This window comes from Pseudorhodoplanes sp. (assembly GCF_035565795.1).
Taxonomy (GTDB): domain Bacteria; phylum Pseudomonadota; class Alphaproteobacteria; order Rhizobiales; family Xanthobacteraceae; genus Pseudorhodoplanes.
The window spans coordinates 1-11,767 of record NZ_DATMRV010000158.1 but is presented as its reverse complement, the minus strand read 5'-3'; the positions used below and the strand labels follow the sequence as shown (position 1 = coordinate 11,767).

General features: G+C 63.2%; 8 protein-coding genes. 4 read left to right on the top strand and 4 right to left on the bottom strand.

Going from position 1 to position 11,767, the window contains the following annotated elements; all coding sequences use genetic code 11:
• The first annotated feature begins 147 nt into the window (after positions 1-147).
• Positions 148-651, top strand: coding sequence for a CYTH domain-containing protein (locus tag VNZ93_RS14610; protein ID WP_325706346.1), 504 nt, complete (start codon positions 148-150; stop codon positions 649-651).
• A 61-nt stretch (positions 652-712) separates the two neighbouring features.
• Here VNZ93_RS14610 and VNZ93_RS14605 read toward each other — a convergent pair whose 3' ends face one another.
• Positions 713-3,040, bottom strand: coding sequence for a xanthine dehydrogenase family protein molybdopterin-binding subunit (locus tag VNZ93_RS14605; protein ID WP_325706343.1), 2,328 nt, complete (start codon positions 3,038-3,040; stop codon positions 713-715).
• A 173-nt stretch (positions 3,041-3,213) separates the two neighbouring features.
• Here VNZ93_RS14605 and VNZ93_RS14600 point away from each other — a divergent pair, with 173 nt between their 5' ends.
• From VNZ93_RS14600 to cysC, 3 genes are all read left to right on the top strand, one after another.
• Entirely contained in the window at positions 3,214-3,708 is a 495-nt protein-coding gene (locus tag VNZ93_RS14600; protein WP_325706340.1) for a DUF3237 domain-containing protein, read from the top strand.
• Positions 3,709-3,886: 178 nt separating this feature from the next.
• The gene (gene cysD / locus VNZ93_RS14595) at positions 3,887-4,795 is read left to right on the top strand and encodes a sulfate adenylyltransferase subunit CysD (RefSeq protein WP_325706338.1); all 909 of its coding nucleotides are present in this window, start codon (positions 3,887-3,889) and stop codon (positions 4,793-4,795) included.
• Complete coding sequence (gene cysC, locus VNZ93_RS14590; RefSeq protein ID WP_325706336.1) at positions 4,795-6,657, top strand: adenylyl-sulfate kinase; 1,863 nt, start codon at positions 4,795-4,797, stop codon at positions 6,655-6,657. Before cysD ends, cysC begins: the two co-directional genes overlap by 1 nt.
• Positions 6,658-6,747: 90 nt before the next feature.
• Here the strand turns inward: cysC and VNZ93_RS14585 are convergent, their stop codons facing one another.
• The 3 genes from VNZ93_RS14585 to VNZ93_RS14575 are packed head-to-tail and all read right to left on the bottom strand — an operon-like array spanning position 6,748 to position 11,619.
• On the bottom strand, positions 6,748-8,175 hold the full coding sequence (locus tag VNZ93_RS14585) for an MFS transporter (RefSeq protein ID WP_325706333.1): 1,428 nt from the start codon (positions 8,173-8,175) through the stop codon (positions 6,748-6,750).
• Between the two features lie 4 nt (positions 8,176-8,179).
• Positions 8,180-9,067: a polyphosphate kinase 2 family protein gene (locus tag VNZ93_RS14580; protein ID WP_325706330.1), complete on the bottom strand. Its 888-nt coding sequence runs from the start codon at positions 9,065-9,067 to the stop codon at positions 8,180-8,182.
• Positions 9,068-9,084: 17 nt separating this feature from the next.
• A complete protein-coding gene (locus tag VNZ93_RS14575; protein WP_325706327.1) occupies positions 9,085-11,619 on the bottom strand; it encodes a plasma-membrane proton-efflux P-type ATPase in 2,535 nt (844 codons plus the stop codon).
• Between the last annotated feature and the right edge of the window lie 148 nt (positions 11,620-11,767).

The window sequence follows — 11,767 nt, the reverse complement described above, 5'->3', positions numbered from 1 at the left end:
CAGCCCCCTGTCCGGCTCCACCATCCCGGGCCAGCATGGCAACCGTGCGATTGCGCGCTGCATTTTTCACACGCAACGCTTGCCTTCGCCGCCGGCTTGGCCGACATGTAGGAGTCTCATCGGATCGTCATACCTAGCGGGCTTTGCATGAGTTGCGAAATCGAGCGGAAATTTCTCGTACGCAACGATGCATGGCGTTCGCAGGTCACAAGAACGATCGCGATCCGGCAGGCTTATCTCACAACAGACGGCAAAGCGTCCGTCCGTGTGCGCATTCGCGACAATATCTCGGCCACGCTGACCGTGAAGTCACGCCCCGCCTCGCTGCGAAGGCTCGAACTTGAGTTTCCTGTGCCGCCCCTTGAAGCTGAAGCGATGATCGCGCTCCGCCACGGCGCTGTGATCGAAAAGAACCGCCATCTCGTGCCGCATGGCGACCTGACCTTCGAGGTCGACGTCTTCTCCGGTGAAAATGACGGCCTGATCATCGCGGAGATCGAGTTAAACGAAGAGAGCCAGCAGGTTGCGCTGCCGGACTGGATCGGCACGGAGATCACCGGTCAGCCGCAATATTACAACAGCGCCCTGGTGCTGCGGCCGTATCGGTCATGGCCGCAGCAGCACGGCAACGTTGCGGAAAAGCGCGCCTAGGCGCGATTCCGAAAACCGCGGACCGGTTTTCGGAAGAGATCACGCTCGGAACTGGCGAAGGTTACGCGGCGCGCGCCTTGTTCATCGCTTCCCAGATCCGCGCCGGCGTCGCCGGCATGTCGATGGACTTGACGCCAAGCGGCTTCAGCGCATCCAGGATCGCGTTGATCACGGTCGGCGGCGCGCCGATGGTGCCGCTTTCCCCGATGCCCTTGACGCCGAGCGGATTCGTCTTCGACGGCACCTCTTCGAGATGGGTCTCGATCTCCGGGAACAGGTCGGCGCGTGGCATGCCGTAATCCATGAAGGTTGCGGCCAGCATCTGGCCGGAATCCTTGTCGTAGACCGCATGCTCGACCAGCGCCTGCCCGATGCCCTGCGCGATGCCGCCATGGATCTGGCCGCGAACGATCATCGGATTGAGCACCACGCCAAGATCGTCGACCACGAAATAGCGGTCGATCGTCACCACGCCCGTCTCCGGATCGATCTCCAGTTCGCAGACATGCGAGCCGTTCGGATGGTTCGGCGGATTGGTCGACCAGTTGCCCTGCGCTTCCAGACCGACGCCCATCTTCTCGGTCAGCGGCCCCATCGGGGCGTAGAACGCCTTCGCGACTTCGGTCAGCGGGATTGCCTTGTCGGTGCCGACCACGCGGAACGAGCCATCCTTGAACTCGAGGTCGCCTTCGGCCGCCTCCATCAGGGCTGCCGCCATCGGCTTTGCCTTCTCGACGATCGCGTCTGCCGCGACCTTCAGCGCATTGCCGCCGACGAGGGACGAACGCGCGGCATAGGTGCCGCGGCCGAACGGCACCGATGCGGTGTCGCCCTGGATGTAGCGGATGGTTTCGAACGGCACGCCGAGCCATTCATGCACGAGCTGCGCGAACACCGTGGCGTGCCCCTGCCCGTGCGAATGCGTTCCGGCGATGATCGAGACCGAACCCGACGGATCGAAGCGCAGATCCATGCGGTCGTTAAAAATACCGCCCTGCTCGATATAGAAGGTCACGGCGCGGCCACGCAGCTTGCCTTCGCTTTCGGATTTCTTCTTGCGCGCCTCGTAACCCTTCCAGTCGCTGACGCTTAGGCACTTCTCCATCACGCGATGGAATTCACCGGAGTCGTAAACCCAGAAGGTCGGCGTCGTGTAAGGCAGCTTGCTTTCCGGGATCAGATTGCGCCGGCGGATTTCATCGGAGGGAATGCCGATCTCGCGCGCGGCCTGCTCGATCATGCGCTCGGTAAAGTAAGCGGCTTCCGGACGCCCGGCGCCACGATAGGGACCGACCGGCGATGTGTTGGTCAGGAGTCCCTGCACCATCACATGGAGCGCCTGAATGTCATAGGCCTCAGGCGCGAACCGGAGCGCGAACGCGGCCGGTACGAGACCCGGTCCGACGAAATAAGCGCCGACCTGATACAACGCTTTCATCCGCAGGCCGAGGATCTTGCCGTTCTCGTCGAGCGCCATCTCGCCGTACATCACCATTTCGCGGCCATGGCGGTCGGTGAGCAGGCTTTCCGTGCGGGTCGCGAGCCACTTCACCGGACGGCCGAGCTTCTTGGAGGCCCAGAGCGTGACGCAATCGTCCGGGAACGGACTGCCCTTCAGCCCGAATCCGCCACCGACGTCGGGGGATACAACGCGGATCTGACTCTCGGCACAGTGGAAGATATGCGACAGCTCCATCCGCACGCCGTGCGGGTTCTGCGAGCAGGTGTAGAGCGTGTATTGATCGTCCGCCTCGCTGTAGTCGCCGATCGCAACGCGCGGCTCCATTGCATTCGGTGCGAGACGGTTGTGTTCGATGCGCGCCTTCACGACGTGCTTGGCCTTCGCGAAGGCGGCGTCGGTTGCGCCCTGATCGCCGAACATCAGTCCGAACGCCCAGTTGCCCTTCTCGTTATCTTCCCAGACCTTCGGCGCGCCCTCTTTCGCAGCTTCCTCAAGGTCCGAAACAGCCGGCAATTCCTCGTACTCGACCTCGACCAGGTCGGCGGCATCCCGCGCCTGCATCTGTGTCTCGGCGATCACGAACGCGACGCGATCGCCGACATAGCGAACACGGTCCGAGCAGATCAGCGGCAGCCAGGTGCGGAAGCCGGCCGGCGCGCCAACCTCTTCCGGCATCGGATGCGCCGTGAGTGCGCCGAGCTTGTCGGCCTCGACATCCGCGCCGGTCAGCACCAGCAGAACGCCCGGCGCAGCCTTGGCCCTGGAGGTGTCGATCTTCTTGATCCGGGCATTCGCGTACGGCGAAGAGACTGCAACGGCGTGGGCCTGGTTCGGCAGGTTGATGTCGTCGACATACCGGCCCTTGCCGGTAAGGAAGCGCTGGTCCTCGACCCGCTTGACCGCCTGCCCGATGCCGAATTTGGCCATTCCGTCCCCCGTGTGAATTGGAAGTGTTTGAAATAACGATAGCGGCAATTATGCCGTTTCGACAATGGCTTATTCTGCGCTTCCGGTACGTGGCGTGGGCCGGTTGTGGGCGGCTCGACGCACGCGCGGCGCCCGACTAGGCTCTCCCAAAATGAATATTACGGGGGAACGTCATGACCGAGCCGCTCACCACCATCCTGCCGCGCGAAATGACGGAGCTGCGGCTGCGTCCGCTATTTCTGTTCGAACTCGCCGTGAAGGCGGCAAGCGTGATCGGCAAGACGCCCGGCGTCGACCGGCGCGTCGGCGAGATCACCGGCGGACGCTTTGAGGGTGAACGGCTGCGCGGCAAGATCCTGTCCGGCGGCAGTGACTGGCAGGCGGTTCGGGCCGATGGCGCGTGGATGCTGGACGTGCGCTGCGTGATGGAGACCGACGATGGCGCGCTGATCGGCATGACCTATCGTGGCATCCGGCACGGGCCGAAGGACGTGCTCGACCGCATTGCCAAGGGCGAGGTCGTGAACCCCTCGCTCTATTACATGCGCGCGACGCCCTATTTCGAAACCGCGTCGGAGAAATATGGCTTTCTCAACCTCATTGCATCCGTCGCCTACGGGCATCGGCTTGCGAGCGGCCCGGTCTATAGCGTGTTCGAGGTCCTCTAGGAGGACCTCGCGGCCTTAGCCGAAAGGCTCGTCCTGCGGATGGATTCAGGCCTCGACAGGCGGCTCCCGCGCCGCTAAAGAGCCCCTATCAAGGGACACCTAAATGACTGATATAACAAGAGAACTTCTCTTTCGGCCCGAACGCGAAACGTAGATTGTTTTTCCGTTGAACAGCCTCATGACGAGCCATCTGTCCCGCCACCTGTCCAGCCTCGAGACCGAAGCGATCGTGATTCTGCGCGAGACCGCGGCCGCCTTCGAGCGGCCGGTGCTGATGTATTCGATCGGCAAGGACTCGAGCGTGCTCCTGCATCTGTGCCGCAAGGCGTTTCATCCGGCGAAGATCCCGTTCACGGCCCTCCATATCGATACCACCTGGAAATTCCGGGACATGATCACCCATCGCGACCGCATGGCCGCGGAGCTCGATCTGAACCTGATCGTGCACACGAACAAGAAGGCGATCGAAGACGGCATTCATCCGATCGCGTCCGGTTCGTCGGTCTATACGCGCGAGATGAAGACCAGGGCGCTGCGGGACGCGCTCGATGCCGGGAAATTCGACGCCGCGATCGGGGGCGCGCGGCGCGACGAAGAACCGAGCCGCTCCAAGGAGCGCATTTTCTCGGTGCGCGGTCCGAACCATTCGTGGGATCCGCGCCGTCAACGGCCGGAACTCTGGCATCTCTACAATCCGCAGATCGCGTCTGACGAGACCATGCGGGTCTTTCCGCTCTCGAACTGGACCGAGCTCGACGTGTGGGAATACATCCTCGCGGAAGATATCCCCGTTGTGCCGCTCTATTTTGCGAAGAAGCGCCCGGTGGTGGAGCGCGCAGGCAGCCTGATCATGATCGACGATGACCGGCTCGAACTGCAGCCTGGCGAACAGCGCAAGGAGATGGTGATCCGCTTCCGCTCACTCGGCTGCTATCCACTGTCGGCAGCTGTGCTGTCGAATGCCGAAAACGTGGCTGACATCGTCGATGAGTTGCGCACCACCCGCCAGTCGGAACGCGCCGGCCGGCTGATCGACGCCGACGAAGTGTCCTCGATGGAACGCAAGAAGCGCGAGGGCTATTTCTGATGCGCGCGCCAGTGACCGAACGCGACCATCTGCGCTTCCTCGCCTGCGGCGCGGTGGACGACGGCAAATCGACATTGATCGGCCGCCTGATGGCTGAAACCGGATCGGTGCCGGACGACCTGATGGCGAACCTCGTCCACCTGTCGAAGAAATTCGGCACCACCGGCGAGGAACTCGACTACGCCCTGTTGCTCGACGGCCTCGAGGCCGAGCGCGAGCAAGGCATCACGATCGACGTCGCCTATCGCTATTTCGGAACGCCCAAGCGCGCCTTCATCGTCGCCGACACACCCGGTCATGAGCAATATACCCGCAACATGGTGACCGGCGCGTCCAACGCCGAATTCGCGCTGCTGCTGGTGGACGCCAAGGCCGGCCTGACGCGGCAGACACTGCGCCACAGCCGCATCCTCTCGCTGCTCGGCATCCGCCGCGTGCTCCTCGTCGTCAACAAGATGGACCTCGTGGCTGGCCGCGAGGCGCCGTTCAACGCAATCCGCGACGAATACGAGATCTTTGCCGCGCAGCTCGCATTCGAGCACGTCGCGGCAATACCGGTCATTGCCCGCGACGGCGATAACATCGTGCAGCGAAGCGAGCGGATGCCCTGGTACAAGGGCCCGACCGTTCTACAGCATCTCGAGACCGTGCCGGGCTCCACGCACCAGCACGAACAGCCGGCGCGCTTCCATGTGCAGTCGGTGATGCGCACGCAATCCGGCGGACGCGGATATGCCGGCTACATGTCGTCCGGCGCATTCAATCGCGGCGACGCCATCGTGGTCGGCCGATCACGCCGGCCGTCGACCATCAAGGAGATCTACGTCTATCCGGACACTGTCGAGAGCGTTGAAACCGGTCAGGCAGCCACCATCGAGCTCGCCGACCAGGTCGACGTGTCGCGCGGCGATATCCTCGCACCAGCCGATGCCGCGCCCGAGGTTGCCGACCAGTTCGCAGCCCATCTCGTCTGGCTGAACGAAAACCCGATGCTGCCCGGCCGCACCTATTCGCTACGGATCGGCACCCACACCGTCGCAGCCACCGTCACGGCGCTAAAATACGGCACCGACATCGAGAGCGGCGAACATGCGGCAGTGTCGACGCTCGCCATCAACGATATCGGCTTCTGCAACATTGCGACCACCGAACCGATCGCATTCGATGCCTACGCGAAGAATCGCGAGACCGGCGCCTTCATCCTGATCGACCGTCAGACCGGCGCAACCGCGGGCGCCGGCATGGCGGACTTCGCGCTCTATCGCGCGAGCAATCTCGTCAAGCAGAGCTACGAGATCGACAAATCCTTCCGCGCCAAGATGAAAGGGCAGCGGCCGGCGACGGTGTGGTTCACCGGCCTGCCGAGCGCCGGAAAATCCACGATTCTCAACCTCGTCGAGCAGAAGCTCAGCCGGCGCGGCATCCACACCTACGCGCTCGACGGCGACAACATGCGCCTCGGGCTCAATCGCGACCTCGGTTTCACCGAGGCCGACCGCGTCGAGAATGTCCGCCGCGCCGGTGAAGTCGCCCGCCTGATGACGGATGCAGGGCTCGTCGTGCTGTGTGCGTTCGTATCTCCCTTCCGCAACGAGCGGCAATCGGTCCGGGAGCGCCACGACGCCGGTGAGTTCATCGAGGTGTTCGTCGATACCCCGCTTGCGGTTTGCGAGGCACGCGACCCGAAAGGGCTCTATGCCAAGGCGCGCGCCGGCAAGGCTTTCCATGTCACCGGCATCGACTCGCCCTACGAGCCGCCGGTCGATCCGGAGATCAGGCTGCGAACGGAAACCGGAACGCCGGATGAACTGGCCGAACAGGTCATCGCTCAGATGGAAAAGCTCGGCGTGATTACACGCTGACGGGAAGGCGATACACCGACGCTAGGGGTCCGATTCAAACATTCGGCCCCTTCTCGGCAGGCGACGCATTTCATGTTTTCAGGCTGGCCATCATCGGACGGCACTCTGAGGCGATGCGACGCTCGGCTGCGACACCTCTTCCAGTCCGCGCCCTTCCGGAATGTCGCGGATGTCTTTGGCGAGGATGAGAGTGATCACAGCGCCGAGAGCACTCACGATTGCCATAAGCGTCAGAACGCCGGCGACACCGGAAAATTCCCTCACCTGTGGCAAGAGGAAGATCCCAAGTGTCGCGCCGGCCTTGGCAGCGGCCGCGGCGAATCCGCTCGCGGACGCGCGCACAGCCGTCGGGAACAGCTCCGGGGCCATCGTAAAGGTAGTGGCATTGGGTCCGGCATTCATCGCGAGATTGAACAGAATGAATCCCAGAAATACGAGCGCGATATGCGAGCTTGCGCCGCCGCCGGACAGGACGGCGACAAGGAGGATCAGCATGCCGAGCACCATGCCTGCAAACCCGACGACCTGCATGTGCAGACGGCCGAAGCGCGGCACGGCCCAGATGCCAACGAGAAATCCGACAAAGAGGAAGAGGTCGATGGCCGCACTCCCCTGCGCCGCGGCAAAATCGGCTGCAACCGGGTCGCGCGGCTTTGCGCCGAGATGGAGCGCGGCGAGAATGACAGGCGTGAACAGGCCAACGCCGTAGGTCGCAATATCCATCAGGAACCACGGTATCGAGACAAGCGCCGTCCGCACGCGGTACGGCCGCGAAAACAGAACTGACATGCCGCGATCCTGCGACGGCGGCGGCTCGCTCGGATGCTCGATCCGGACTTTAGTCAGTCCGGTGACGACATGCGCGGCCTTGTCCGGATGACCATGCTCGAGCAGCCAGCGCGGGCTTTCCGGCAACCACATGCGCGCCAGCATGAAGGCGAATGCGCCGGCCCCGGTCGCTCCAACGATGAAACGCCAGTCGATCGCCTGTCCGTGCAGCCGCAACAGCGAGAGCGCAACCGCGGCACCGATCAGCATGCCGACCGATTGCAGCGCGATGGTCGCGACCATCATGCGGCTGCGTGCGCGCTTCGGCATGGTCTCCGAGACGTAGGACGCACTGACCGGGAAATCGATCCCGATGCCGACTCCGATCAGAAACTGGCCGAACAACACCGCCAATGCGTTCTCCGCGAACGCGCTGAAGACGGCCCCGGTGGCCAGGATCGCCATGTCTATGATGAGGAGCGGCTTGCGGCCGAAACGGTCCGCGGCGGCCCCTCCGAATGCAGCACCGATGGCAGCGCCGAGTACAAGGGCAGAGCCGATCAATCCGACCATCAACGGGCCAAGCTCGAAGCGGCTGGTTAGCAATGGCATCGCTACACCGAGCGAGAAGATCGAGAAGCCATCGAGCAAGGTGCCGCCGCTCGCCAGGAGCCAGATGGCGTACTGGCGCGGGCCCATCGGGGCGTGGTCGAGAATTCCGAAATGCGGGACCGGCGGCTGAACCGGCATCCCGCTAACCCTTCTTCGCAGGCTTGCTTGCTTTGCCCTTGTCTGCCTTGGCCTTTCCCGAATCCTCGGCGGCCGCGTGATAGAGCTTGCGGATCTGCGCGAGGTCGACACCAGGCTTTGGCAGCTTCAGCTTCATGTCTTCCATGGTGTCCGCAATGATCTGCGAAACCGCGAGATTTCTGAACCACTTGTGGTTCGCCGGGATGACATACCAGGGCGCATGCGTCTTCGAGCATTTCCACAGAGCATCCTCGAAGGCCTCGATGTAATCCTCCCAGAAGTCGCGTTCCTTGTAGTCCGAGCTACTGATCTTCCATTGTCGGGCAGGATCGTCCAGCCGTTGCTCGAACCTCGCAAGCTGCTCCTCCTTGGAGATGTACAGAAAGAACTTGAGGATCGTTGTGTTGTTGTCCTCGTGGAGCAGCTTCTCCCAGTCGTTGATGAAATCGTAGCGCGCCTTCCAGACCGGCTTCGGCACCATCTTGTGCACGCGCTCGACCAGCACATCCTCGTAATGCGAGCGGTTGAACACCGCGACCTCGCCCTTCCCCGGCGCATGCGGATGCACCCGCCAGAGGAAATCGTGATCCTTCTCCTCGGGCGTCGGTTGCTTGAAGCCCTGCACCTTCACGCCCTGCGGATCCATCGCGCTGATGACATGCCAGCAGGTGCCGTCCTTGCCGGCGCCATCGATGCCCTGCAGCACGATCAGGAGCGCATGGTTGCGATCGCCGTAGAACAGCCGCTGCATGTCGGTGAGTTTCTGCCGGTAGCGATCGAGATGCGGCTGCGCATCCTGCTCGGACTTGATGCCGCCGTGGAAATCCGGATCGATATCCTTCAGGCGAACCGTCTTGCCGGGCGGCACCAGCAGCTTCTTCCGGAAATCCATCGGGGCTCTCCAATCGGTCAGCGGGCAATCGGCTGTGCGAGTTCGCGCATCTGCGCCTCGTTGTGATCGAAGCGGCGGACATAGATCAGTTTGACGATGTCGATGACGACCATCCAGGCAAGACACCAGACCCACACCGCGGCGATCGCGCTCCACTCGAGCTTCGGCATCAGGATGCCGAAGCCGCAGATCAGGATCGCCGCGACCTGGGTCGCCATGATCGCAAGGAACAGCGGCGCGCTCGGATAAGGCGGGACGAACACCGAATGCCGCGTGCGCACGACGAAGAGCAGCAAATGCCCGCCGACCGCGAGTTGCAGGAACATCGCGGTCTTGAGGCTATCCTTGTCGAGCGGGATGATTTGCAGCAGGTTCGCATTGCCGACCCATTCAAGACCGATCAGCAAGAACCCGAGACTTTCCGCGAACGACAGAAGGCCCATCAGGCAGGAGAACACCAGCACCTGATGCATGTCCCAGCGCTCCGGCCTGGGCGACGGCGTCACATTGTCATAGGCGATGGTCATGATCGGGATATCGTCGAGCAGCGCCAGCACCACGATCATCACCGCGGCGAGCGGCTGAAACTCGAAGAACACCACCGACGCCACCACCAGCAGCATGATGTCGAGCGTCATCGCGATCCGGTAATGCACATAACTCAGGATGCGCTGGAAGATCTGCCGCGCTCCGACGATGGCATTGACGATGGTCGAAAGCCCCGGCGCGGTGAGGATCAGCGCCGCGGCGCTGCGGGCCGCATCGGTCGCTCCGCTTACCGCGATACCGCAATCGGCCTGACGCAAGGCCGGCGCATCGTTCACGCCATCGCCCGTCATAGCGACGATATGCCCGCGTTGCTGCAGCGCCTTGACGATCTCGTATTTGTGCTGCGGGAAGACGCGCCCGAAACCGTCCGCGCCCTCGACCGCTTCCGCCACCTGCGGCGAGATCGACGTGGTCCCGTCCTTGAACAGATCACTCGCGACGAGGAGATGGTCCCCCATGCCGAGCTGCTTTGCGATCTGATCGCCGATCGCGACATCGTCGCCGGTCACCATCTTGACGTTGAGGCCGAGCTTCTCGGTTTCGGCGATCGTCGACTTGGCATCCGGGCGCGGCGGGTCCTGCATCGTGACCAGCCCGACCAGCGTCCAGGTCTTGCCGTCGTCGGAGCGTCCGACCCCAAGCGCGCGATAGCCACGCGAGGCGAGATCCGCGACGGTGCCGTTGTACTTGGCAAGCGTTGCCGCATCGGGGTGGGCGAGCGCCGCGATCACCTGCGGCGCGCCCTTCGCATATTGCACGGTGCGCCCCTGCGCATCGACGATGGTCGCGACCGTGCGCTTGTGGACCGGGTCGAACGGCACGAAATGCGTCTGCTTCATGCCGGTCAGCGCCGACTTGTCCTTCAGCGCGCGAAGCACCGCGAGATCGATCGGGTCTTCGCTCGAGGTCTGGGTCGCAAGCGCCGCCCCGATCAGCACATCCTCGGGCTTCGCATTGCCGAACGGAATCGGCGCATCGACAGTGAGCTGATTGAGCGTCAGCGTGCCGGTCTTGTCGCTGCACAGCACGTCGACACCGGCCAGTTCCTCGATCGCCGAGAGCCGCGACAGAATCGCCTTCTGCTTCGACAGAGCATAGGCGCCGATCGCCATGGTCACCGACATCACGGCGGGCAACGCCACCGGGATCGAGGCAACCAGGAGGATCAGCACGAATTGCGCGATCGACCCGATGGTCGTCCAGTCCCAGGACGGCGCTACCACGATATGCCGGTAGACCTCGACGCCGACCAGAACCAGCGCCAGCGCAAAGGCAACGATGATGAGGAAGTCACCGATCTGCAGCACCGCCTTTTGCGCGTGCGACACCGAACCCGCCGAAGCCACGAGCTTTGCCGTGCGCCCGAAGAATGTGTTGTTGCCGGTCTTGGTCACGACACCGGTCATGTCGCCCTGCTTGGCGATGCCGCCTGAATAGGCTGCGTCGCCGACCTTCTTTGACACCGGCAGGGACTCGCCCGTGAGCGCGGACTGATCGACGGTGAGATATTCGCCCTGGATCAACAGAAGATCGGCAGGCACGATCTGGCCCGCGGTGACATTGACGACGTCACCCGGCACAAGACCTGAGGCATCGATCGAAGTCCAGGCTCCGTCGCGGAGCACGCGCGCCTTGGGCGCGAGCCCCTTCTTCAGCGCATCAAGCGCGTTCGACGCCTTGTAATCCTGCCAGAAGCCGACTGCGGCATTATAGACGAGCAGGCCTGTGACCACCGCGAAGTCGGACCAGTCACGGCGCACCAGCGAGATCAGCGCGGCCGCCTCGATCATCCAGGGCAGCGGTCCCCAGAAATAGGCCGCCAGCTTTTTCCAGCGGCTCTCGGCTTTCGCGACGATGGCGTTCTTGCCATATCGCGCAAGACGCGACGCCACCTCCGCAGCGGTCAAGCCCTTGGGCGAAGCATCGAGCGACTTCAGTTCGGCCGCGATGGCGGGAGGATCGAGGGTCGCCGGCTTGCCACCGGCGGCATTGTCACTGGCCATGCCCGCCGCCCTCCCTTCGGATTTCAACCTGCGCAACACTTTATACCGGGGAATCGCGAGGCGTAACCCGCAGGGCCTTGCGCCCGGTGCACATCGTTACGGCGAGATTACCGCGCTGGTCCTTCGATGCTCGCATGGTCTGCGCCGC

What these genes read in the sequence shown, in the direction of transcription:
- VNZ93_RS14610 (WP_325706346.1), top strand. Translation starts at nt 148, where the DNA reads ATGAGTTGCGAAATCGAGCGGAAATTTCTCGTACGCAACGATGCATGG.
- VNZ93_RS14605 (WP_325706343.1), bottom strand. Translation starts at nt 3,040, where the DNA reads ATGGCCAAATTCGGCATCGGGCAGGCGGTCAAGCGGGTCGAGGACCAG.
- VNZ93_RS14600 (WP_325706340.1), top strand. Translation starts at nt 3,214, where the DNA reads ATGACCGAGCCGCTCACCACCATCCTGCCGCGCGAAATGACGGAGCTG.
- cysD (WP_325706338.1), top strand. Translation starts at nt 3,887, where the DNA reads ATGACGAGCCATCTGTCCCGCCACCTGTCCAGCCTCGAGACCGAAGCG.
- cysC (WP_325706336.1), top strand. Translation starts at nt 4,795, where the DNA reads ATGCGCGCGCCAGTGACCGAACGCGACCATCTGCGCTTCCTCGCCTGC.
- VNZ93_RS14585 (WP_325706333.1), bottom strand. Translation starts at nt 8,175, where the DNA reads ATGCCGGTTCAGCCGCCGGTCCCGCATTTCGGAATTCTCGACCACGCC.
- VNZ93_RS14580 (WP_325706330.1), bottom strand. Translation starts at nt 9,067, where the DNA reads ATGGATTTCCGGAAGAAGCTGCTGGTGCCGCCCGGCAAGACGGTTCGC.
- VNZ93_RS14575 (WP_325706327.1), bottom strand. Translation starts at nt 11,619, where the DNA reads ATGGCCAGTGACAATGCCGCCGGTGGCAAGCCGGCGACCCTCGATCCT.